Below are 22,513 nucleotides of genomic sequence, written 5' to 3'. Positions count from 1 at the left end.
CTCTTCGCCCCGTTATGGCCCTTAGGCGAAGGAGGATGGGATGACCCACCAAGGACTGGCCGCCAAAGCAGTGGGAGCCGTCATGGCCGCTGCGCTGATCGGTGGCTGCACTGCCGCGCCCACCAACAGCCCGACCCCGACGGGCCCGTCGCAGTCATCGTCACCCTCGCCCACGGTGACACCGACCCTCAGCCCCGAGGACCAGAAGCTCGAGGACGCGAAGACGCGCGTCGTGCTGCTGTGGCAGACCCTCGACGGTCTCTTGGTCGACTCGAGCAAGAGCATCAACGAGCTCGACACCCTGGCCTCGGGCGAGGCGTTGAGCAGCCTGCAGGTCATGCTGACCACGGTCCGTGAACGGGGGCAGGTGCAGGTAGGCGCGACGAGAATCCCCTCCCAGAGTGCCGTGGCGAAGGATGACGGGTGGGTTGTCACCTCGTGCGTCGATCGCAGCGACGCCATCCTCACGGACAAGGCCGGACAGCCGGTCACTCCGGCGCCTCAGCCGAGGCTCTCGCACGAGAGCACGGTGCAGCTGGTCGGCGCCAACCTGCAGATCACCAAGGACGAGGTCCTCGGATCATGTTGACCAAGCTGATCGCGGCGCTCGCCCTCTGTGTCGTGCTCACGATCACGCCGCTCACTGCTTCGCCCGCCTACGCGGAGGGCGGCTGTGAAGGGGCGAGTTGGGGAGTCGCGTGCGGGGTCGGTGTCCCCGGCTACGGCGGGTCGGGTCCCGCTGCTCCGCTGAAGAACACCCACTCCGGCAGCAGCGACCCCGTCGCTTGCGTGACGCAGGAGATGCCTCCCCGTGAGGTGGCGTGTTCCGACGCGGAGTTAGGGACATGGAGCAACGCTCGCGCCTGCTACATCAAGGCGGAATCGCCCCCGCCCCCTCTGACGGACGCGGTGTGGAGCGGCAATACAACGGGGTCGATCTACCGGTGTTCGAGTTCCGGTATCTGGTCGGGTCCGGGCTCCTACCTCTTCTGGGCCGACAGCGCCCCCGGCGTCATCCCTGACCCCAGAGTGCTGGCCCTCCAGGCGGTAACCCAGATGCGTCTCCGTGCGGTCGAGATCGGGATGGCGCCCGACCCTTCACCTGGTTCGGTGGGCTTGGTGGGCTTGCCGATCTGGCTGTGGGTGGCGTCCCCGGACCAGAGCACCTGGGGGCCAAACACGAAGACCGCGTCCGCCGGCGGATATTCCGTCACCGCGACGGGCAAGGTCACGGAGGTGGTGTGGAGCATGGGCGACGGCGGGACTGTCGCGTGCACTTCCACAGGCACCACTTACGCCGACTCGTTCGGAGTCTCATCGTCGCCCGACTGCGGCTATCGCTACACGAAGCAGGGCACGTACACCGTCACCGCGACGAGCTACTGGACCATCAACTGGTCCGGGATCGGCGAGTCCGGTGTCATCAACCAGACGTACACGAGCTCGGTCGTGGTGACGATCGGCGAACTCCAGACCGTGGTGAAGGGATAGGGACGTGAGGACATCGACCTTGGCGCCGACGACGGCGGCCACCCCCACCCCCCAGGCGACCGCGGCGTTGGGTCCCGTGAAGACCCGGCGGCGTCCGGTGCTGATCATCGCTTCCGTGGCCGCCCTGCTGCTCTCGGCACTGGGTGGCGTGTGGTTGTGGACGGCGGCGACCTCGTCGGTCGAAGTCGTTGTGGCGAAGGCGGCCGTCCCTCGTGGCGCGGTCATCGCAGCCAGCGATCTGATGGTCGCGCGGGTGTCGCTCGATCCGGCCGTCGCCTCGATCCCCGCCGGCGAGGTGTCGACGGTCGTGGGCCAGCGTGCGGCGCTCGACATCTCAGCCGGCGGTCTGCTCACGCCCGACGCCATCGCCCCCGAGACGGTCCCGGCCAAGGGCCAGACCGTGGTGGGCCTCTCCCTAGTGGACGGGATGTTGCCCGCCATCCCCTTGAAGACCGGCGACGACGTGCGGGTGGTGCAGACCCCCGGCGCGCAGGGTCAGGTCGGCGACGTATCCCCAGTGACAATCGCGGCCAAGGTCGTGGCGGTCACGCGCTCGCAGGACGGCCAGTTCGCCCTGGTCGACCTGCTGGTGAGCGCTGACGCCGCCCCCGATCTGGCAGCCCGGGCCGCGACAGGCAGGGTGGCCGTGGTCCTCGATTCCCGGGAGCGGTGACCCGATGCCCGTCTTCACCGTTGCGTCCGTCTCGGGCTCGCTAGGGGTGACCACCCTGTCGGTCGGGCTCGCACTGACGTGGCCACGCCCGGTAGTGCTGGTGGAAGCCGACCCGTCGGGCGGCTCGGCGATCCTGGCCGGGTACTGCACAGGCGTCGCCCGCCCCGGACTCTCCGAACTCGTGTTGGCCCACCGACACCGCCAGCTGGCCGACGAGTTGCCCTCGCGGTTGTTCCCCTTGGCCGACTCGAACGCGAGCCTGTTGCCCGGGCTACGGGCGCACCAGCAGGCGGCGTCCCTCCTGGGCGTGTGGGATTCGCTTCTGGACGCCTTGCGTGGACTCGAGGTCGACACGGGCGTGGACGTCGTCGTGGACGCCGGCCGGCTGGGCATGGTCGGCAGCCCGGAGCCGCTGATCTCGGAGTCCGACGTCACGGTGGTGGTGACCGGGACCGGGTTGCCCGAGCTGGCCCGCGTGCGGTCATGGATGCCGGCGCTTCAGGAAGGCTCGTTGGGCGACGTGCGGTTGGTCATCGCCGGCCCGGCACGTCGGTACAGCACGTCTGAGGTCACCAAGACGCTGGGCGTACAGGTGCTCGGCGAGGTCGCGTGGGACCCGGACGCCGCGCGGTGGTGGTCCCACGGGGAGCCTCAGCGTCGGTTCGATCGTTCGCCGCTACCGCGGTCGGTGGTGGCGTTGGGTGAGTCGCTTCGGGCTCTGGCTCCGCGCACGGAGGACGCGCCGCCCCGCGCCAGGGCGGGGGCGGAACGATGACGAAGCAGCCGCAGCCAACCTGGGAAGGGCCCGACCTGGCCAGCGTGCCGCTGTTCACCGCCTTCGGTGACGCGGTTGATGCGGCGCGCCCGGGCCGCGTCCGCTCTGGATTCACCCTGTCGACGGCAGTCGCCACGACGCCCACGCCGTCCTCCCTTCATGTGGTCGGCCGCGAGGCGAAGGTGGGACCGATGGGACCGCCCACGGAACACTCGCCCGAGGTGGATTGGGACGAGGCGTCGGAACTGCGCGCGCTGGCGTCCAAGCGCTTCTCTGAGCGTGCGGCGCAGTCCCCGTTCGTTGACGAGACCTCCCGCCAAGAGCTCGGGCGGGCCGTGATCATGGAAGTAGTCCAAGAGGCGACGGAGGCGCGCTTCGCCGTCCACGGCTCCGTCAGCTCCGCCAAAGCGCAGGACGCCTTGGCGCAGGCCGTCTTCGACCTGATGTTCGGGCTCGGCCGATTGCAGCCCTTGGTGGATCGGGCGGACGTCGAGAACATCATCGTTGTCGGACACGATCGGGTGTTCCTGGACCTCGTGGGCGGCGAGAAGGTGCCGGGCCCGCCAGTGGCGGCGTCAGACGAGGAACTGATCCAGCTCCTGCAGGACCTGGCCTCAAGGGCCGATCCGCCTCGCGTATTCTCGGACGCTAACCCGGACCTCCACCTCAACCTGGATGGCGCTCGCCTGGCGGCGTCCGCGTTCGTCACCCATCGGCCGAGCGTGGTGATCCGAAGGCACCGCCTGGTGCGCATCACCCTCGACGACCTCGTGGGCCTGGACACGGTGAGCCCCTTGCTGGCCTCCTTCCTCGCGGCCGCGGTGAAGGCCCGGTTGTCGATCGTGGTCTCCGGCCAGCAAGGCGACGGGAAGACGACCCTGCTGCGAGCCTTGTGTGCCGAGATCGGCCCGGAGGAGGTGCTGGGGACGTTCGAGACCGAACGGGAGCTGGGTCTTGAGCAGTTGGTCGACGAGCACCCCGTCGTGTTCTCGTGGGAGGCGCGTCCCGGTTCGGGCGAGCGAGGTCCCGATGGGCGTCCGGTGAACGAGTTCACGCTGCAGGACGGCATGCACGCCTCCTTCCGGTACGCGCTGGACCGGCAGATCGTGGGCGAGGTCCGCGGACGCGAGGTCGCTCAGATGATCATGGCCATGGAGTCGGGCTCCGGCTCGCTGTCGACGACGCACGCCGCGTCGGCGTCCGACACGATGGAGAAACTGGTCAGCTGCGCGATGCAGTCGGGCGAGTTCACCCGCGACTCGGCAGTGATGAAGCTGGCCCGTTGCCTCGGCCTCGTGGTGCAGCTGCGGTCCATGTACGTGCGCGGTCGCGACGGCTCGGTCCGCAAGCGGCGTGTGGTCGACGAGGTGCTGGCAATCACGCCGGGCGAGGAGTCCGCTGGCTACGCCGCGACGACCGTCTTCCGCAGTGACGCCGACGGCCCGGCTGTCGCCTTCGTGCTGCCCGACCACCTTCGGATGTTGACCGGCCACGGGTTCACTGCGAACGAGTTCCTCCTGGAGGCGCAGCGGCACGGAGGTGTTGCATGAACCCGCTCGTCCCCGCGCTTGGTGAGCGTCCTCGGCGTCGGTGGTGTGATGGGGCTGGTCGCAGGGCTTCGGCAAGTGCCGGTCGCGACGGGCGCTCCGAAGACGCCCCGGCTCCAGGCTCGGCTGGCAAGCGTCCCGCGCCGCGTCCTGATCTCCGGTCTGCTGGCGGCGGTAGTCGGCGTGCTGGTGGCTCTACTGTCGGGCTGGGTGATCGCGATCGTGCTCTTCCCGTTGGCGGCGATCGGCCTGCCGGTGCTCCTGGGAGTCTCGGATGAGTCCCACACGATCGAACGCCTCGAAGGCCTGGCCGAGTGGACGCGCAACCTGGCCGGCGTGATCACCGTGGGAGTCGGTCTTGAGGGCGCCTTGGTCGCCACGCTGCGCACGACACCCGACGTCATCCGTCCGGAGGTGACCACCCTGGTGAGCCGCATCAGATCACGGTGGAACACAGCCGAGGCGCTCCGCGCGTTCGCCGACCAGTTCAACGACTCGACCGGTGACCTGGTGGCGGCCACCTTGATCCTCGCGGCGCAGAAGCGGGCCGATGGTCTCGCTCAGATCCTGTCCGGCCTCGCCGAGTCGGTGTCCGCGGAGGTCGCTGCCCGGCGTCATCTGGAGGCCGACCGCAGCAAGCCGCGCCAGACCGCGCGGATCGTCACCATCATCACCGTGGTCTGCCTGGTCGGGATGGCCGCCACCGGCCAGTACCTGGAGCCGTACCGCTCCCCGCTGGGACAGATCGTGCTGTCGGTGCTTCTCGCGCTCTACGTCGTCGGCCTCGTGGTCATGCGACGCATGGCGCGGGTCAAGCCGCTGCCCAGACTGCTGGCGTCCGGAGGGCCCTCATGACTGGCCTCCAGCTTGCGGCCCTCACTGGCCTGCTGCTCGCCACGAGCGTTCTGTGCGCGGTGTGGTGGCTCACGCCGACCGTGCCGGCGCTCGGGCCTGCACTGGACCGGCTGACCGGAGTGCCGTCGGCCCCCACTTTCGTCACGGGCGGCGTGGACACCCAGGATCGGGTGGGCGCCTGGGTCGCGCGCTGGCTGCCGAGGTGGGTGTGGATGACGCCGGTCAAGGAACTGACGCTGCTGCGCCGGACGGAGGCCAACTTCTACGGCGAGAAGCTCATCCTGGCGGCGATCGGACTGGTGGCACCCCCGCTGCTATCGACGTTGTTCAGTTGGTTCGGTCTGCAGTTCCCGATCGCGGTCCCGCTCGCTGCGTCCTTGGTCTGCGCGGTCGGGCTGTTCGTGCTGCCCAACCTGGACATCCACGGCAAGGCGAAGGCGGCGCGCCTCGAGTTCAACCACGTGCTGACCGGCTTCATCGACCTCGTGGCGCTGGAGCGTCGTGCCGGTTCGGGGCCGCGGCAGGCGCTGGAGAACGCGGCGCGCGTGGGCCGCGGTCAGTGGGTCTTCGACCGGCTGGCGGAGGGCTTCACCCAGTCCAGCGTCGACGGCCGCCCACCGTGGGACGTCCTTCGCGCGATGGGCGACGAGCTGGCCCTGCCCGAGCTCGACGATCTGGCCAACATCATGGCCTTGGCCGAACAGCAGACGATGCCCGTCTACCAAACCCTCCGGGAACACAACCGAGCGCTGCGAGTGGCGCTCCTGACCGACGAGCAGGCCCGTGCCAACGCCGCCTCCGAGCGGCTCACCATCCCTGCGACCATGCTGGCGATCGTCTTCATCGCCATCCTGCTGGGGCCATCCCTGATGACCCTGATGAGCAACACCTGACCCCAAAGGAAGAACCCCTTCAGGAGAGGAAACCCCACCATGATGCTCAACCTGTACGTGGAGAGCCAGCTCATGCGCCGCGACCTCGAGTCGTGGCTGGCCAAGCAGCGCGAACGAATGCTCGCCGAGGACGGCATGTCCGAGACCATCCAGAACGTCCTCTGGGCGATCTTCGCCATCGCCATCGTGGGGATCGTCGCCGCGATCATCCAGGCCTACGTCGTCGGCAAGGCCGGCGAGATCCGGTAGGGAAACGACCATGTGGCGGTCCAGGGCCAGCAGGTGGCGAATGCGAGGTGAGCGCGGGTCGTCATCGGTCGAGATGGTGATCGCGCTTCCCATCGTGCTCACCGTGCTGTTCCTGGCCGTCCAGGCCGGCACGTGGTTCCACGCCCGGTCGATCGCCCTGGCATCCGCCCAGTCGGGCGCCCGCACCTCCGCGATGCTCAACTCCTCCCTGGAGGCGGGCTTGTCGAGCGCGAGGTCCTTCGCAGCCGACGTGGGAGGGACGACGCTCACCGGCGTGACCGTGACCGGCGACAGGACGGCGACCAGCACCACCGTGACGGTGACCGGCCACAGCGTCCGGCTCGTGCCGTTCATGGACGTCACCGTGTCGCAGTCGGCCACCCTCCCGGTCGAGAGGTACACGCGATGAAGCCGCGAGCTCACGAATCCCGACGATGCCGGAGCGCGAGCTTCCAGGCTCGGCGCTGCGTCGCCGATGAGCGGGGTTCCGCGGCGATCGAACTGGTCTTGTTGGTGCCGGCGCTCATGCTCCTGCTGCTGTTCGCCGTGGCCGGCGGGCGGGTGGCGATCGCTCACGGGAGCGTCCAGCAAGCGGCCGCGGACGCCGCACGCGCCGCGTCCATCGCCCGCACGGCTGGCGCCGCCCAGACGTCGGCGGTGGCGGCGGCACGAGCCACGCTGGCCAACCAGGGGCTGACCTGCGCCTCGATGACGGTCACCCTCGACACCTCGGGGTTCGCCAAACCGGTGGGCACCCCGGCGAGCGTCGCGGCCACGGTGAGCTGCACGGTGGAGTTGTCAGAGCTGGCACTGCCCGGCCTGCCGGACAGGCTCGTGAGCGCGACGGTCACGAGTCCGCTTGATGTGTTCAGGGGGCGATGATGCGCCATCACGATGAGCGCGGTTCGGTCACGGTGTGGGGGGTGTTGATCGCGCTCGTGATCACCATGGTTATCGGAATCACCGTCGACCTGACAGGGCAGGTCAACGCCCAGCAGCGCGCCCACGACCTCGCCCAGCAGGCCGGGCGAACGGCCGCGAACCAGGTGCAGGCCAGCCAGATCATGCGCGGCCAATCCCCCCAGATCGACACCTACGCCGCCCGAACGGCCGCAGCGGCCTACCTGCATGCCGCCGGCGTCGAGGGCAGCGTGAGCATCACCGGACCGACCACCTTGTCGGTGCACGTCACCATCGTCTACCAGCCGAAGTTCCTCGGAACCGCAGGCATCGGGCCGAAGACGGTCAGCGGCGACGCCACCATCCTGCTGTCGCGCGTCGTGAACGGAGCTCCCCGATGAACCCACCGCCTCGTCACCCTCGTCTGGTCGGACTTGCTGCCTTCGTCGCGCTCGTTGCCCTCCTCGTGGGGCTTCCTGCGGTGTTGCTGGCCCTCGGGTGGGGGCCGACTCCGTCCGGCCTGGACGGGTGGTGGGCGGCGCTCACCAGTCCGGATGACGGTCACCTGACGGTGCTGATCTTGAAGGGCGCGGCCTGGGTTGTGTGGGGACTGCTTGCCCTCACGATCCTCACGGAGACAATCGCAGCCATCCGGGGCCTGGAGGCACCCAAGTTGCCCGGGCTACGGTGGTCGCAGGCGCCGGCCCGCCGGCTCGTGACAGCAGCGCTACTCCTGTTCATCGCGGTGCCCGCCACGGGGATCGAGACTGCATCCGCGACCCCGGACAGCCCGAGCCCTGTGGCCACAGCAACGTCCACCGTGATCCCGGGGCCGTCAGCGTCCGCGGGAACGCCGTCCAGAGCCACCGCGCTCGTCGAGACGGCCACCCCACGCCTCACTCACACGGTCAAACGAGGTGAGACCTTGTGGTCGATCGCTGAGCACCACCTGGGGTCCGGGAGTCGCTACCACGAGATCCTCAAGCTCAACAACGATCTCCTACGGGGAAAGGCGCAGTTCCTAAGGCCGGGCTGGGTGCTGACTCTGCCCGCAGCGGCGCAGGTACACGCTGGACAGGCCTCCGTAGCGAGCGACCGCGCGTATTCCCGATACACCGTGGTCAAGGGCGACACGCTGAGCGAGATCGCACAGCAGCACCTCGACGACGCCGAGGCGTGGCCACGGATCTTCGAGGCCTCTCGGGGGATTGCGCAGCCGGACGGCCGTCGCCTAACGGACCCAGACCTCATCCTCCCCGGGTGGCACCTGCTCATCCCGTCCGCTGCGGAAGCAACACCCGAGCTGCCAACCTTCCCGGAACCGGAACGAGCTGAGCCGGCACCTCCGGCCTCGCATCCAGTGCGCGACGCCTCCGTCCCGCCCGCGACTGCCACCAAGACCCCGGTGGCCGAGAGGCCGCCTGCAACCGGCGGGGCCGTCCCTGTTCCCGCCGCTCCGTCCAGCGCACCGGCGGTGCCCTCCCCAGGTGCCTCGGCGACCGCGGTCTCGGACATGAGTAGCGACGCGAGGCCTGTGGGCGAGGGGTCCGATCGGGGCGCCGAGGCGCCGGCCCCGTGGTTGCTGGTCGGGCTCACTGGTGCGGGCGGGGTCCTCGCTGCTGGGCTGCTGGCCGCCCTGCGTCAGCGCCGGAGGGCTCAGTTCCGTGCCCGTCGGCCGGGGCGGACGATCCAGGCACCGCCACCGGAACTGGTTCCGGTGGAGAAGACCGTGATGACGGAGGGGCAGGCCGCGACGCCCAACCTGCTGACGATCGACCAGGCGCTCAAGCTGCTTGCCGTCTCCGGCGAGGACCGCGTCGCCCCACCGCAGCTCCTGGCGGTCCAGCTCCTGCCGGGCGAGGTGGCCGTTCAGTTGGTTGAGCCCGTCACGCTGGCCCATCCGTGGCGCCCGGACCCGGCCGACGGTCGTCGATGGCTGCTGGCCACTGGTCCTCAGGAGCAGGCACCGACCGCCCGATGCGCCTATCCGCAAGTGGTTTCCGTCGGACTGGACGACGATGGCGCGACGTGGCTCGTCAACCTCGAACAGCTCGGCACGATCAGCTTGACCGGTGACCCGACCTACGCCGCCGACTTCGCTCGCTACCTGGCGGCCGAGATCGCCGTCAACCCGTGGGCGCGCCAGGTCCAGCTCGACTGCATCGGGATCGCACGGGAGGCAGTGCCGCTCGACCCGACCCGTATCCGCCACCACCGTCTTGAAGACCCCACCGCGCTGGACGCGCCCATCGCTGCGGCCCGCGCGACCGTCGACAAGTGCGCCGACCATGACGTGACCGCAGCCGCCGGCCGCGTCGACGACCTGGGCGGAGACGTGTGGGAGAGCTGGCTCGTCCTGGTCAATGGGGCGCTGTCGAGCAGCCCGCTCGACCGGCTGCTCGCCCTCGTCGAGGATCATCCGGCGCGGAACGGCACGGCCGTCGTCATGGTCGCCGACACCGAGCCCATCCGTGGCTTGGGCGTTCGGCTGACCGGGCAGGGGCGGGTGCTCATCCCGTCGCTCGGCCTCGACCAGATCGCCAACGGACTCACCCCCGCCGAGGCCAAGGGCTGCGCGCTGCTCTTGGCTCACGCCGACCTGCTCGGCGATGTCGAGATGCCGAGCGACGGCGACGACGGTTGGCGTGAGTACGTGGACGCCGCCGGAGCGATCCGTGACGAACTCGTGCTGCCCCGCGACACTGACCACGACTCCGAGCCGGGGGCGACGGTGGTCCCAGCCCCGGACGCCGAGGTCCTTGACGTTGCCGCGACCACCGCGGACGACCTGCAGCAGCTCGCCCCGCACGTGCCTGACAAGGTCCGGACTGCTGTCGAGGCCGCCGACCCGGATCTGGACGCCGAACTGTCGGCCTGGGCTACCGGGGCCCGCCCGCACCTGCGGCTCCTTGGCACCATCCAGGCACGGACCGGAACGACCGGCACGCCCACGGTGGTGGCGAAGCGCAAGGCTTTCTACACCGAGTTGCTGGCCTTCCTCGTGCTGCACCCCCAAGGCGTCACCATCGACCAGGTGGTCGATGCATTCGGGACTGACGCCACCCAGATGCGAGTCCACCTCTCGAAGGTGCGGGGCTGGCTCGGCGTCGACCCCGCGACGGGTGGGCAGTATCTCCCTGAGGCTACCAAGTCCCCGGCGGGGATCGCCCGCGGCATGGGTGTCTACCAGTTGGTCGGCGTTCTAGCGGACATTGACCTCTTCCGCCGGCTCCGCGCGCGCGGCCAGGCGCGCGGTGCCGATGGCCTCACAGATCTGCAGACTGCGCTGGGTCTGGTCACTGGGGAGCCCTTCACCGGACAGCGTGGGCGCGGCTGGGCTTGGCTGGCCGACGGTGTCCGCATCGATCAGCACATGGTGTGCGCCGTGGTCGACGTAGCCCACACTGTCACCATCGCGGCCCTGCACGCCGGGGACCTGCAGGCGGCCCGCGCCGCCACCGAGACCGCGCTTCTCGCTGCCCCGTACGAGGACACCCCACGACTCGACCTCGCAGCCGTCGTGGCTGCAGAGGGCGACCAGCAGGCGGCCGAATGCATCCTGCGCGACGACGTAAGCAACCGCGCCGAGGGCGCTGACGCGCCCGAGGATCTACCTGCCCGCACGGCCGATCTGGTGTCCAACCCTCCGTGGCGGCGAAAGGAACGAGTGGCGTGATGTTGCGGCGGCGACTCGCCCGCGGCAGCTCATCAGGCGTCCACGAAGCCCTCCGCGCGGACTCTCCGATCTTCGACTGCTTCGAGCGGCCTAGAAGGGAGGATCGTCGGGATCGAGTTCGTAGTCTGGCGGCTCGTACCCGTCTAGGTCCCAGTCTGATTTGGGCTCATCGCCATCATGTTCCTCGACAGGGATAGGGGTGGCCAGCCAAGCGCTGACGAGGGTGTCGACATCCCACGGCATTCCTAATGTCCACGCCGTCTCGTATGCAGGGTCGGCGGAGTTCGGCCTGTATTCCAGTGCGAGATCGCCGACCCGGAGCAGGACAGGAACCTCCGCGGCGGCGCCGATCAGAAGAGCGGCCTGGGAAGGCAATGAGGGGAGTTCGCTCAACAGAGCTCCGACGCTGTCAGGAACCATCCGGCGAACGGCTTCCTGGTCTCTGCCATTGACGATCCGGTGCACTAGGAAGCTGTTGCACTGCGAGAGAACTGTTTCTGACAGTTCACTGGGGCGCTGCGAGGAGATGACGAGCGACACGCCGAACTTACGGCCTTCGCGCGCCACTCGCTCGAATGTCTCCCGACACAATTCCGCCATATCGACGCCAGCCTCATCAACCCCAAACTCGCCTCTGCGCCTCATGAGGCTATGGGCCTCTTCGACAACCAAGATGACGGGCGCCGCATCCGTGCCGGCGGCGCGCCGATACCGTTCGTGCGCTTCGAGCACAACGCGTCCAACGACTGACGCCAACACGTGCTGTGCGGTTGCGGGAACAAGACTCAAGTCGAGTACCGTGATCTGGCTCTTGCCCGATTCACCGAGCATCGAAGTGAGCCAAGTTGCGAGATTCTCGTCCTTGTGGAACCCGCAGACGCTTGTCAACCTGGCGTCGTTCATCGCCACCGCCAGACGGTCCTGCATGGGCGCAATCCAAGACTGAGCGTCGCCCTGCATTCCAGCGGCAATGACACCGGTAAGGTCAACGAGGTTCCTCGCGTCGAAGGTGATCGGCGTGTCGACGCTCGACGTGTCACCCTCACCCATTGGGACTCGTAGTTCAGCGAGAGCTGCATCCATAGCATCGATGAGAGCCGCCTCCTCGGACATCGCCAGAGGGATCACGTCGAACTTGAATCGGTAATCTCCGCCGGGAGGATTCAGCCTGGTCTTCAGGGTGCGATCTAGTAAAGCCTGTAGGGCCGGAACAGCGGAGAGTTGCCCAGGTGACTCCACAGCGAGGCTCTCGCAGGCATCCTTGACCGCCGCGAGCACCTCAAAGACCTGCTTACGTGATTCCTTGTCTTCACTCACCTTGTGTGCCCGGACACTCCGTCGGCCAGCAACAATGCGCACGGTCCCTCGGGGGAATGACTGCGTGTCGCTGCTCCGGAGCAGGTGGAGGGCCTGTCGGAGGACCGGCGCTTGGCTCTTCCCGCTGGCGCCACAGAAGGCGGCCCATTCCCGATAGTTCCAGAGCCAGAAGGGCACCCTCAGTTGCGTGACCCCTGTGGCCTCGGGGCTGCTGACGACGGAGAACCTCTTGATTGCGATGGATGGATCGAGCCCATCAAACGCGTGCTGGTACTCGCCGTTCAGGTCCAGAACGATCGCGCGGAGAGTCCCCACATGCGAGTCAGTTGCGGCCGCGGCTCCGCGGATGAGCTGGGCGACGGTGCAGGACTTACCGCTGCCGGTGTTCCCGAGTACGGCGACGTGCCGACCGAAGAGCCTCTTGCCGCTGACCATGACGGAGGCGTCGCCGGCGAGTGGGGCCGTACCGAGAAGGAGGGCGTCGGGCTCCGAGACTCGAGGGACCACGACCTCTGCCTCGGACGCCTCGGGAAGGCGGACAGGGTCCCCCACCGTCGGGAATCCGAGCAGGCCGCGGTCAAGGCGGCGAACTACTTGCCCGTCCTGCCCTCTTGCCGTCCGGATTACCCCAAGCGGCATGGCCCGGAGTATGCGTTTCGGCGTCGGCAAACCGACATGATCGGGGCGACTGCGGAGGGACACGAGATCGTCCGTAACCCCGATCCAGGTCACCATCGCCAAGATCGAACCTGCTTCTGCTGGGAGGATCACGAAGCCGTTGAGGCGGGGGAAGTGGTTGACCCTTGCTTGATTGAAGGCGGTGCCATGGGGCGCCTCCCGGTCGATCTGAACGGTTACGTGTGACGGGCCCACCTCAATGACGTGACCCACAGCGCGCGAGTCGGATTCCCATGGGGGGATCACGCTGTCCCCGCTGACGCAGATGGGCTGGCAGCGGTCGTGGCCCGAAGGATCTCAATTTGTGCCCGTGCCAACGGCTCAGAGGCCGGCCACGGGAGCCATCGCTCCACCAGCGCTTGCAGATCAGCGTACTTGGGGCCGTGGAGCAGACTGACTTGTCCGGTGTGGCTGTGCTCGGCGTGAAATCGCGCGATCCGTCCGGTGGGATCGCCGTAGGCGATGATTACCAAGTGCGCGCTCGAGATAGTCAGCATGTCGCGGATAACTCGGTTGATGTGGTCGTCGCCGAACCCGTAGCCGTAGGTGAGAAGGGCAGAATTTGGGCGGCAGAGCGCGGCCGACAGATCGCGGAATAGGTCCGAATAGGGGTATTCGGAGGTTTCGCGATCCTTGGAGGCGACGGGGTAAATCAGGACGTCACCCGGGTCCCTGGGCGCCGAACCGAACGGAGTTGGGACCCGCACGATATCAATGGCGTCCGACACCCAGTCGAGAGAGCCGTGCAGCTTGGTCAGGCGGATGACTCCATCGAGATGGTGGGGTTCCCTGACGCTCCCCGGGGGCGAGTAGTGGTAGTCAATCTCCAGTCGGGACGAACGGAACACGGGACGGAGTGTCCCCACGAACCGATCCACAACCCTGAGGCCACTCTGTTCGGCACCCCACTCCAAGACGCGGTCGTAATTGGTCGTGAACACATGAAGACGGTCGCGGGTCGGCACGCGAGAGGCGAAGGAACGCAAGAACCCGCTCAGCAGGCTTCGCGCGTTCTCCGAAGTTGCCCCGTGCAGGATCGCGTGTTCCGATTCGGCGATCTGTCCAGCAAGGGCACGAAGGGCCGTCCCGATCGCCTCGTCGAGCTCATCGGCCCGACAGTCGCCAATGAGTCGCAGCCCAGGGAGAGTAGCGAGAGCAACTCGCAGCCGGTCCTCGATATTCCCGCCGCCTCTCAGTGCCCTTGAGGCGGATTCCTTCGCCGCGTCTTCCAACGCTTCATTGAGTGCACGGTCGGAGGTTGTGATCATCCCGGTCATTCCGGCGGTGCCAGTCTTCGCGCCAGCAGCGTGGGCCAAGGCGGACGTCAATCCTGCGCCCACGAGCAGGTTGAGGTGCTCACTCTGAATCACTGCAGAGAGGAATGCTTGGACTTGCTCGCTTCGCGGCTCGTCGTCCCCCGCCTCGTTGATCGGACCCAGAATGATCTGGTCTTCGTCGAGTGGTGGGCTGCCCGTTGAGGCCTTGGAGGGTGTTGCCATGGGCCTCACGATATGGCAGCCGCCAGACACGAGCGAAGTCGGCTCTGCCGCCAGCTAACCTAACTGAGCCGCGGCCCACTTCCTGAGTCAGCGAGTCAGCGAGTCAGTGCACACGACGAGGCATACCGCTGCCCTGAATGATTCGAGCGCCTCACGCGGGGACGTGCCGCCGGGCGAGGGCTACGCGGGGTAACGGTCCGCCGGCTAGGCGGTTTGGTCAGCGCTAGCTGAGTCCTGAGCCGCGTTTCGATGCCGCGGAGCCCTGTGGACTACGAAAGGAACAACGTCCGATTGGTGATCTTCCCGCATAACCACGCGGAAGGACCACGGCAATGAACATCACCGAGATGTTGGGCTTGCAGGACGAACGGTTGGAGTCCGTGCTCGCGGAACACTGGGCGACTTGGGTCGCCATCGAACCCCGGCTCGGCGTCGTCGCCGACCCCAATCGGCTCGACGCCTGGCGGCGAGCGGCTGAACCCGCGCTGGCCAACGACGTCCTTCTGGGGTTGGCTCGGTTGGCGGCGTTCGATGGGGCGGACGACCGGGATGCAGCATTGGTGCTCGCGTGGTTCCTGCTGCCGACCGCCTTGCGCGTGCGGCGTCGGTTGGGCTTGAACGACGATCGGGTCGACGAGGTGCTGGCCGCCCAGCTGTGGGTTGAGGTCCGCGGCTTGCCGTGGCGGCGCCCGCACTGGGTGGCTGCGAAGGTCGCCGGCCAGCTGCGTGAGGGCGTGCTGCTGGACTGCGGCGCCTCCACGCATCACCAGCCGCGCCGCCTTTCGACCGTCTCGTTGGGGCCCGTCGACCCGGCCGACGATCGGCTCGTCGAGGACCCAGACCCGGCAGCCGAGTTGGCCGAGTTGCTCGCCTGGGCGTGCGCCGAGGACGTCATCACCGACGAGGACCGCGAGTTGCTTGTCAGTCTGATCGAGGCCGCGAAGACCCTCCAGGCTGATGGCAGTGCCCGCGAGGGCGGAGTGGCCGGCTTGTCGAGCCGCCAGCTCAGCGCCGTCGTGGCCCAGGAGTGGGGCGTGTGTGCCCGCACCGTGCGGCGTCGCACCGCTCGCTGCTTGGCGGCGCTCAGCGGCGTCGCTGGTGAGTACCTCAGGACCACCTGCTGACTGTCCACCAGGGGTGGGCAGGTCCCGTTAGGGATGGCGGAGGTGATGCCGAGATGACCAGCACTCCGGCCGACGTGGCCGCCCTGTTGAAGATCGCGGCCATGGAGCCGGAGACCCTGGACGACCTGGACGGCTGTCTGCGCAGACTCCGGGACGTTCAGAAGGCCAGACGCGAGCTGGCCAAGGTGCCCCCGGCCATGCTCTTGTCCGGACTGCTGGATCGGCGCCCTCGGGGCGGTGATCCGTCGTGACCGCGCACAGCGTGGCAGAGCTTCGTGAGGCCTGGCGCGCGATCGAGGGGGGCGAGTTCGCCCACGGGCCCCGGTCCGCGCCCAACGCCCGGAGCGCTGCGACCGCGTGGACGCCAGCGCCTGGTGAGCGGGTGGTCGCCGTCGTGGGCTGCGCCGGCGGAGTGGGGGCGTCCACGGTGGCGCTGGCGCTGGCCACCGCTGCCGCGGTGCCGGCCCGGGTGGTGGAATGCTGCCCGCCGTTGGCGTCCGGCTTCTCGGCCGCGGCCAATGCCGAACTGGGAACTTTTGGCCCGTGGCGCCGCGGCAGTCGTGGCGACGTCCTGTTGGAGCGCCCCATCGCCGGCGACGCGATCCTGCCGGTGCCGACCGAGTCATCGGTCGAGTGGACGTTGGTAGACACCAATTGGACGACCGTGTCAGGCCCGGGCGAGTGGCTGGCGTCAGTGCTGCGGACGCTCGACGACGTCGTCCTCGTCTCGAATGCCACGGTGCCCGGGGTCCGCCGCCTGGAGTCGTGCGCCGAGCTCTTGGGCCGCGACGCGCTCGGGGTGGTCGTGGGACCAACGATCAAGCGGTGGCCGCGTCCAGTCAAGGTCGCCGCAGCCGGGATACCCGCGCGCGTGCACCTGGCCGACTTCCCCCTGGACTCTCGCCTGCAGGTCACCGGGCTGACTCCCGACCCGCTGCCCGCCCCGCTCCTCAAGGCGGCAGAGAACGTCCTCGCCCTCCTCCGAAAGGAACCGACATGAACCCGCTGATCGTCCCGATGGAGATCTGCCCAGTGGCTCCCACGGGCGTCGCCGCCTACACCGACCAGATCTCGGGCATGGTCCTGTGGTCCGTGCTGTGGCTGTTCGGCATCGCGGCTCTGGTGTCCGTCGGGGCGATCCTCGTCGGACGTGCAACGCACTCCCCGCACCTCTCGAAGGGCGGCATCATCGGCCTCGCCGGCGTCCTGGTGCTCGCCGTGGTGCTGATGGGTGGCTACGGGATGCTCAACGGCATCCTCGGCGACGGCTGCGTCGGCTGATGTTCCGCCGCCCACCCCGCCCGACGAACTCAGCCGAGGTCGTGCCGCTCTCGCGCCCTCAGTTGCTGGGCGTCCTCGCGGGGCTGCTGCTGGTGGGCGGCGTGCTGTTGTACGGGCTGGGCTACACCCTCGTGTCCAGCTTCTCAGTGGGAAACGCGCCCGACGGCCTCCCAAGCAGCACTCACATGGACGCCGACCCTACCCAGCAGCGCGACCTCATTGCTGCAGCGCCGATGGCGACGGTGGCCGAGGACGCTGGCCTTACGCCGGGTGTGGCGATCGCCCTGCCTCCCGCGATCAGGCTGCCCGTCGCCACGACGGTCGGCGCCAGTGGTGTGTCGTCCGGCTTCCCCCGCACACCCGAGGGCGCGGCCGCCCAACTGGCGGCCATCGAGGTACGCGTGCTGTCCGCGATGTCGCTCCCGCTGGCCACCGAGGTCTATCGCGACTGGGCGATGCCCGGCGGTGTGGGCGCTGCCGACTGGTCCCAGACCCGCAACGTGCAGTCGTTCCTGACCCACGCCCGGCAGTCGTCGAACCAGTTGGACCCCGGCACCCTGGTCAGCGTCACCCCCGCGGCCCTCCAGATCAAGGGGACCGACGGCCCTGACTGGGTGGTCGCGTGCGTGCTGCTCGACGTGCGCGCCGCGCTGAAGGCAGAGGCCCGCATGGGCTATGGCACTTGCGAGCGCATGCAGTGGACCGGCGACCGCTGGCTGATCGGCCCCGGCGCACCACCCGTTCTGGCCCCGTCGACCTGGCCCGGTTCGGACGCCTCCGTCGAGGCCGGCTGGCAGCCGGTCGCCTCCAACTGAAGGAGCCACCATGCCCATCGATCCGTTCGGCCTGCTCGGCTCGGCCATCGCCAACGTGGTGACCGACAGCCTGACCGCGGCCATGCTGGCCCTGTGGAACGCCGGGTTGTGGGTTCTCCGGGCGGTCCTCGAACTTGAGGACGCGATCCTCACCCCGAGCCTCGGCGAAGACGGACCGGTCGGCGAGCTATACGCGACCACCTTCTGGATCGCCCTCGCGCTGGTCGGGATCCTCATGCTCGTCCAGGTCGGCGTCGCCCTCGGGAAGCGGGACGGGCACAGCATAGGCCGGCTCCTCGTCGGCGCCGCCCAGTTCGGGTTCGTGTGGTTCGCCTGGGTGGGCTACGGGGTCACCCTGGTCGCGGCCTGCAGCGGCCTGACCAAAGCCCTAATGCAGTCACTGCTCAACGTCACCCGCTGGAGCGAGTGGGAACCGTGGGAACCGTTCACCGCCAGCGACATCACCAACGGCACCGTCGCGGTCATCCTCGGCGTCATGGGGATGCTGCTGTGGCTCGCGGCGATCGGCCACACCCTGGTGATGGTGGCCCGCGCTGCCTCCCTGCTCGTTCTCGCCGCGGTCACACCCATCGCGGCGGCCGGGCTGGTCACAGACTTCGGACGCGGCTGGTTCTGGAAGTCGTTCCGCTGGTTCCATGCCGCCGCACTCACCCCGCCCCTGATGGTGCTCGCGCTCGGCATCGGCGTGAGGATCACCACCGAGGTGGCGGTCGGCGGTGAGGACGACGTCTTGAAGTCAATCGGGACGGCGTTCGTCGGCGTTGTGCTCATCTGCGTGTCGTCGTTCTCCCCGCTTGCGCTCTACAAGCTGTTCGCGTTCACCGATCCGGGCAGCACGTCCGGGTCCGCTCTGCGCGCGGGGCTGGCGGCTGCTGGCGGCATCGGCGGCGTCCTCGCCGGACGCCAGACTGGCAGCAGTGCTGCCACCACGACCGACGAGGCCGGACGCACCTCGGGCGAGGATGGCGCCGCGGCGACCACGATTGGCCGATTCGCGGCCGGCATGGGCCCGGCCGGTCAGGTGTTCTCGGCCGGAATCGGCGTCATGGCCGCCGTGGGCGGTGCAGCCGCGGCCATGGGCGCCGACGAGACCAACCAGATGGGCGTCGGCCACAACAACTTCCCGCCCGACTACTCGCGCCGGGGCGTCCGGGCCAACTCTGGCCAGCCAGGCGGCAACGGTGGCACCGACACCGGGCCGGCCGACCCCACCTACCCTGACGATCCCACCGTCGCCAACGCCGCCAACAGATTCGACGGCGGCGGCTGGGGAGGCCCACCCAACGCAGCCTCGGCCGGGTCGCAGAACTCCACCGGAGCGGGCGGGGTGCCGCCCTCGGGGACGTCCGCTGTCACTGGGGCGCGCGGGGGCACGCTGGCAGGGGGTGCAGTCAGCACCTCCGAGGTGGCGGCGGTCGCCGAGGTGGCGGCGTTGTAGCAGTCGGAGGTCGCCACTCCTCGACGGCTCGGTGACGTGGCGGGCAGGTCAGTCGCGGCCGGAGGTCGAGGCGAATCCCAGCCACGCGTGGTTGTTCCCGGCCCAGCACCATCCGACCTTGGGGGCGTCACGTCGGGCCTGACCGTCGCGGCCCGTCCCGCGGCTGATCCAGATCGCCGGGGCTCGTGCATCAACGCCACGGGCGGCAGCCTTGCGGGAGCCGACGCACATGAAGCACCGGTTGGGCTCGAGACTGCTGGGGTCCTGCAACAGCCAACTGATGCCCTCGCTGATCGTGAGCGGCGTCCGCCCCTGACCCACGATTTCCGGCAGTGCGGCGTTCGGCGTCCAGCCCAGCAGGTCGTCTCCGCGGTCCACGTCCCGCAGCAGGTACAAGGCACGGTCAGGCAGCCTGACCGTGCCGATCGGAAAGGAACTCGTCGAGATCGTTCATGTCCTCTACGACGAACCCGGGTCGGCCGTTGTGCCGCAGCAGAGGCGCAAACAACGAGGGCGGCACCAGCGCAGGGTGAACACACAGGACGCCGTCTCCAGCAAGGCCGTCCGCGAGTCCCCGGAACGCGTCAGTGCTCATCCCGGCCATTTCAGCCAGACCCAGGTCGGCCAATCGATCAACCTGCAGTCGCAACGTCATCGGACCAGTCTGCACGGGACCGCCAACAGGGGAGTGGTGCATCGGCGGCTGATGTCACAACATCACGGAGGCTCACGTTGGCCCTGGTGAACGCTGGGCTGTGATGTCCACCGAGCCTGCGGCGACGAAGTTCAGGGCGCGAGTGTTGCCACCCAGAGCGCCAGCGTGACCATGGCGGCCAGCCAGGCGCCTCCCAGGGCGAGGGTGATCACTGTCCCGTGACGCCAGCGCTGCGGCATCCACGGCAGGTGGGCCCAGCGCCGCGCCGTCACCATGGTCGCGGCCAGGGTGAGCCCGGCGGCAGCGCCGAAGACCCACGGCGCGGCCCAGTCCCACGGGGCAGCGATCCACCACAGCAGGAGCGCGCCGGCAGCGGCGAGCCCTTGTCCCAGGATGCGGGCCCGGCTCCGTCCGCGGACGGCACCCACGGAGAACAGCAGCGTGAGCAGGGCACCGACGCCGACCCAGGCGACCGTGTCGGTGTCGAAGGGGGGCAGCGCCACGGAGTCATCGAAGGGAGTGCCCATCAGGTCCATCCCGGCGCCGGTCACGTCCTGGGTGCTGTTGTTCAGGACGAGTGCCGCCTGCCCGCGGGAGCGGTCGATCGCCAGCACGGTGCGGGTGCCGCCGGTGCCCCCGTTGTGCCAGGCAACCGGGCCCTCCTCGGTGTCGGTGACGATCCAGGCCAGGCCGATCTGCCAGCCCATCATCGCCGGCCAGCGCGCATCGAGAGCCTCAACGCCGGGAGCGGTGCCGTCGAGGATGGCCTGGGCGTAGCGGGTGAGGTCGGCGGCGGTCGTGGTGACCCCGAGGCCGGCTGGGGCGTAGCCGCTGCCCGTCCAGGCTTCGGTGGGGCTGCCCAGCCCCTGGTGTGGTGGCATCAGGTCGGACGAGGGGCGACCGGGCTCGCCGACGGAGGTGTCGTGCATGCCGAGCGGCTCGAGGAGCCGCGCGCGCACGTAGGTGGCCCAGTCGGGTGCTCCCGCCGCGCGGGCGAGGGCGAAGCCGAGCAGGGACGCGCCGACGTTGGAGTACTGCATGGTGCCCCGACCCGACAGCTTCACGGCGGCCGAGTCCCGGATCACCTGGTCCGGGGTGGCGGTGGTGTAGGCGGACAGTGCGGCGCCGGCGAGGTCCTCGGCGACGAGGCGCACCATGTCGAGGCTGATCAGGCTGGGCAGCCCTGCGCGGTGGCTCACGAGCTCGGCCAGTGTCGTTGAGCCCACCTCGGTGCCGGCCAACTCGGTCAGGTGGGACTCCAGCGGGTCGTCCAGGCGCACTTCGCCGCGCTGGGCAGCGTCCGCGAGCAGGAGCCCGTCGAACGTCTTCGTGATCGAGCCGAGCTCGTACCGGCTGTCCGGGCTCACCTCACCGAAGCCGGCCCAGGACGCGTGGCCGTCGCGGATCCGGGCGACGCTGATCGTTTCGACGTTCCTGGCACTGGCGAGGGCCGCGGACGCGTCGCGGGCCAGGGCCGGGTTGCCGGTGGGGGTGCCCAGTCCGGCGGGGCGGGGGCCGAGCACCAGGAGGGCAACAGCACCCACAATGATCCCGACCAGCAGGCTCAACCACGGGTGTGAGGTGCGGGGCCGGGTGGTGTTCACCTCGTCAACCTATCGCCGGGGCCGGCATGCGCCCGACCGGGTGCCGCTTGTCATCCGTTCGGATGATGAAGGGTCGAACCGACCGGGCGATGTCACCCCCAGGTGTCGCGGGGAGGCTGAGGGCATGACGTTGATCACAGTCCAGGGGCTGCGGAAGTCCTATGGTGCACGCGAAGTACTCCACGGAATCGACTTGACGGTTGATGACGGCGAGATCGTCGGGGTCCTCGGCCCAAACGGCGCCGGCAAGACCACGACGGTGGAGTGCATCGGCGGCTTGCGGACGCCGGATGTCGGGACGATCCGGGTTGCGGGTATCGACCCGGCCGCCAAGAATCCCGAACTCCGTCAGATCCTCGGCATGCAGTTGCAGCAGTGCCACCTGCCCGCCAAGATCACGCCGGCCGAGGCAATCGAACTGTTCGCAGCCTTCTACCGCAACCCGCGCCGCACTGCCGAACTGCTCGAACTCCTCGGGCTCACCAGCCAAGCCCACCAGCGCTTCGAGAAGCTGTCGGGCGGGCAGCAGCAGCGGCTGTCGATCGCGTTGGCCCTGGTGGGACGGCCCAAGGTTGCGATCCTCGACGAGTTGACCACCGGCCTCGATCCCGCCGCACGCCGCGACATCTGGGCATACCTTCAGAAGCTGACTGACGAAGGCATGACGATCCTGCTGGTCACCCATTCGATGGAGGAGGCGTCCCACCTGTGCGACCGCGTGTACATCGTGGACGACGGCCGCATTGTGGCGACGGGGAGCCCCGCTGAGCTTGCGACGTCCGGGGGAAGACAGACGGTCACCTTCGTTCCGTCCGAGCCGATCGATCCGGCTGACCTGCTCAGCCTGCCCGGGATCGCCAGCGCGACCGTCGACCACGGACAGGTCACCGTTGGCGGCGACGCCGCCGCGCCACAGACAGTCCTCGCCGAGCTGATCGCGCGTGGCATCACCGCCAACCACCTACGGGTCACCGGACCCACCCTCGACGATGCCTATCTGCGCGTCACCCAGGAGAACTGAC

24 protein-coding genes are annotated in these 22,513 nt (G+C 68.9%); 19 read left to right on the top strand and 5 right to left on the bottom strand.

Annotation, left to right across the window (positions count from 1 at the left end; all coding sequences use genetic code 11):
• Nucleotides 1-40 precede the first annotated feature (40 nt).
• The 12 genes from BUC15_RS00275 to BUC15_RS00220 are packed head-to-tail and all read left to right on the top strand — an operon-like array spanning nt 41 to nt 11,059.
• Complete coding sequence (locus BUC15_RS00275; protein WP_073185269.1) at nt 41-589, top strand: hypothetical protein; 549 nt, start codon at nt 41-43, stop codon at nt 587-589.
• Nucleotides 583-1,491, top strand: coding sequence for a hypothetical protein (locus tag BUC15_RS18900; RefSeq protein ID WP_084189225.1), 909 nt, complete (start codon nt 583-585; stop codon nt 1,489-1,491). The genes BUC15_RS00275 and BUC15_RS18900 overlap by 7 nt, the downstream gene beginning before the upstream one ends.
• Before the next feature lie 4 nt (nt 1,492-1,495).
• Nucleotides 1,496-2,164 (top strand): flagella basal body P-ring formation protein FlgA, encoded by a 669-nt coding sequence (locus BUC15_RS00265; protein ID WP_217652060.1) that lies wholly within the window; start codon nt 1,496-1,498, stop codon nt 2,162-2,164.
• 4 nt (nt 2,165-2,168) lie between these two features.
• Nucleotides 2,169-2,939 carry a hypothetical protein gene (locus BUC15_RS00260; protein WP_073185267.1) on the top strand — a complete coding sequence of 257 codons (771 nt, stop codon included), beginning with the start codon at nt 2,169-2,171 and terminating at the stop codon, nt 2,937-2,939.
• Nucleotides 2,936-4,489 (top strand): TadA family conjugal transfer-associated ATPase, encoded by a 1,554-nt coding sequence (locus BUC15_RS00255; RefSeq protein ID WP_139280032.1) that lies wholly within the window; start codon nt 2,936-2,938, stop codon nt 4,487-4,489. The genes BUC15_RS00260 and BUC15_RS00255 overlap by 4 nt, the downstream gene beginning before the upstream one ends.
• A 21-nt stretch (nt 4,490-4,510) precedes the next feature.
• Nucleotides 4,511-5,341, top strand: coding sequence for a type II secretion system F family protein (locus BUC15_RS00250; RefSeq protein ID WP_245787837.1), 831 nt, complete (start codon nt 4,511-4,513; stop codon nt 5,339-5,341).
• On the top strand, nt 5,338-6,234 hold the full coding sequence (locus tag BUC15_RS00245; protein ID WP_073185264.1) for a type II secretion system F family protein: 897 nt from the start codon (nt 5,338-5,340) through the stop codon (nt 6,232-6,234). The genes BUC15_RS00250 and BUC15_RS00245 overlap by 4 nt, the downstream gene beginning before the upstream one ends.
• Before the next feature lie 39 nt (nt 6,235-6,273).
• The gene (locus BUC15_RS00240) at nt 6,274-6,483 is read left to right on the top strand and encodes a hypothetical protein (RefSeq protein ID WP_073185262.1); all 210 of its coding nucleotides are present in this window, start codon (nt 6,274-6,276) and stop codon (nt 6,481-6,483) included.
• Nucleotides 6,484-6,523: 40 nt separating this feature from the next.
• Nucleotides 6,524-6,892, top strand: coding sequence for a TadE family protein (locus BUC15_RS00235; RefSeq protein WP_073185260.1), 369 nt, complete (start codon nt 6,524-6,526; stop codon nt 6,890-6,892).
• Nucleotides 6,889-7,365, top strand: a complete 477-nt coding sequence (locus BUC15_RS00230; RefSeq protein ID WP_073185258.1) for a TadE/TadG family type IV pilus assembly protein — start codon at nt 6,889-6,891, stop codon at nt 7,363-7,365. Before BUC15_RS00235 ends, BUC15_RS00230 begins: the two co-directional genes overlap by 4 nt.
• Nucleotides 7,365-7,784 carry a TadE/TadG family type IV pilus assembly protein gene (locus BUC15_RS00225; RefSeq protein WP_084189223.1) on the top strand — a complete coding sequence of 140 codons (420 nt, stop codon included), beginning with the start codon at nt 7,365-7,367 and terminating at the stop codon, nt 7,782-7,784. The genes BUC15_RS00230 and BUC15_RS00225 overlap by 1 nt, the downstream gene beginning before the upstream one ends.
• On the top strand, nt 7,781-11,059 hold the full coding sequence (locus tag BUC15_RS00220) for a LysM peptidoglycan-binding domain-containing protein (RefSeq protein WP_073185253.1): 3,279 nt from the start codon (nt 7,781-7,783) through the stop codon (nt 11,057-11,059). The genes BUC15_RS00225 and BUC15_RS00220 overlap by 4 nt, the downstream gene beginning before the upstream one ends.
• A 90-nt stretch (nt 11,060-11,149) precedes the next feature.
• Here BUC15_RS00220 and BUC15_RS00215 read toward each other — a convergent pair whose 3' ends face one another.
• The gene (locus BUC15_RS00215) at nt 11,150-13,015 is read right to left on the bottom strand and encodes an ATP-binding protein (protein WP_175558210.1); all 1,866 of its coding nucleotides are present in this window, start codon (nt 13,013-13,015) and stop codon (nt 11,150-11,152) included.
• Nucleotides 13,016-13,296: 281 nt separating this feature from the next.
• The gene (locus BUC15_RS00210) at nt 13,297-14,553 is read right to left on the bottom strand and encodes an SIR2 family protein (RefSeq protein WP_073185249.1); all 1,257 of its coding nucleotides are present in this window, start codon (nt 14,551-14,553) and stop codon (nt 13,297-13,299) included.
• Between the two features lie 332 nt (nt 14,554-14,885).
• Here BUC15_RS00210 and BUC15_RS00205 point away from each other — a divergent pair, with 332 nt between their 5' ends.
• Genes BUC15_RS00205 through BUC15_RS00180 form a run of 6 tightly spaced genes read left to right on the top strand, consistent with a single transcriptional unit; the run spans nt 14,886 to nt 19,232 of the window.
• Nucleotides 14,886-15,677 carry a hypothetical protein gene (locus BUC15_RS00205; RefSeq protein ID WP_073185246.1) on the top strand — a complete coding sequence of 264 codons (792 nt, stop codon included), beginning with the start codon at nt 14,886-14,888 and terminating at the stop codon, nt 15,675-15,677.
• Between the two features lie 53 nt (nt 15,678-15,730).
• Complete coding sequence (locus tag BUC15_RS00200) at nt 15,731-15,928, top strand: hypothetical protein (protein WP_073185244.1); 198 nt, start codon at nt 15,731-15,733, stop codon at nt 15,926-15,928.
• Nucleotides 15,925-16,677 carry a hypothetical protein gene (locus BUC15_RS00195; protein ID WP_073185242.1) on the top strand — a complete coding sequence of 251 codons (753 nt, stop codon included), beginning with the start codon at nt 15,925-15,927 and terminating at the stop codon, nt 16,675-16,677. The genes BUC15_RS00200 and BUC15_RS00195 overlap by 4 nt, the downstream gene beginning before the upstream one ends.
• A complete protein-coding gene (locus tag BUC15_RS00190) occupies nt 16,674-16,958 on the top strand; it encodes a hypothetical protein (protein WP_073185240.1) in 285 nt (94 codons plus the stop codon). The genes BUC15_RS00195 and BUC15_RS00190 overlap by 4 nt, the downstream gene beginning before the upstream one ends.
• On the top strand, nt 16,958-17,773 hold the full coding sequence (locus tag BUC15_RS00185) for a hypothetical protein (RefSeq protein ID WP_073185237.1): 816 nt from the start codon (nt 16,958-16,960) through the stop codon (nt 17,771-17,773). Before BUC15_RS00190 ends, BUC15_RS00185 begins: the two co-directional genes overlap by 1 nt.
• A gap of 10 nt (nt 17,774-17,783) precedes the next feature.
• A complete protein-coding gene (locus BUC15_RS00180) occupies nt 17,784-19,232 on the top strand; it encodes a hypothetical protein (protein ID WP_073185235.1) in 1,449 nt (482 codons plus the stop codon).
• A 48-nt stretch (nt 19,233-19,280) separates the two neighbouring features.
• Here BUC15_RS00180 and BUC15_RS20945 read toward each other — a convergent pair whose 3' ends face one another.
• From BUC15_RS20945 to BUC15_RS00170, 3 genes are all read right to left on the bottom strand, one after another.
• Nucleotides 19,281-19,610 carry a DUF5701 family protein gene (locus BUC15_RS20945; RefSeq protein ID WP_217652059.1) on the bottom strand — a complete coding sequence of 110 codons (330 nt, stop codon included), beginning with the start codon at nt 19,608-19,610 and terminating at the stop codon, nt 19,281-19,283.
• A gap of 25 nt (nt 19,611-19,635) precedes the next feature.
• Entirely contained in the window at nt 19,636-19,887 is a 252-nt protein-coding gene (locus BUC15_RS20940; RefSeq protein WP_217652058.1) for a DUF5701 family protein, read from the bottom strand.
• Between the two features lie 131 nt (nt 19,888-20,018).
• On the bottom strand, nt 20,019-21,491 hold the full coding sequence (locus BUC15_RS00170) for a serine hydrolase domain-containing protein (RefSeq protein ID WP_084189222.1): 1,473 nt from the start codon (nt 21,489-21,491) through the stop codon (nt 20,019-20,021).
• 124 nt (nt 21,492-21,615) lie between these two features.
• Between BUC15_RS00170 and BUC15_RS00165 the strand changes: the two genes are divergently transcribed.
• The gene (locus BUC15_RS00165; RefSeq protein ID WP_073185390.1) at nt 21,616-22,512 is read left to right on the top strand and encodes an ABC transporter ATP-binding protein; all 897 of its coding nucleotides are present in this window, start codon (nt 21,616-21,618) and stop codon (nt 22,510-22,512) included.
• Nucleotide 22,513: the final 1 nt, after the last annotated feature.

Source organism: Tessaracoccus bendigoensis DSM 12906 (assembly GCF_900141915.1).
Classification (GTDB): Bacteria; Actinomycetota; Actinomycetes; order Propionibacteriales; family Propionibacteriaceae; genus Arachnia; species Arachnia bendigoensis.
Note: the sequence above shows the minus strand (reverse complement) of the source record. Positions and strands in the feature narration are given on the sequence as shown.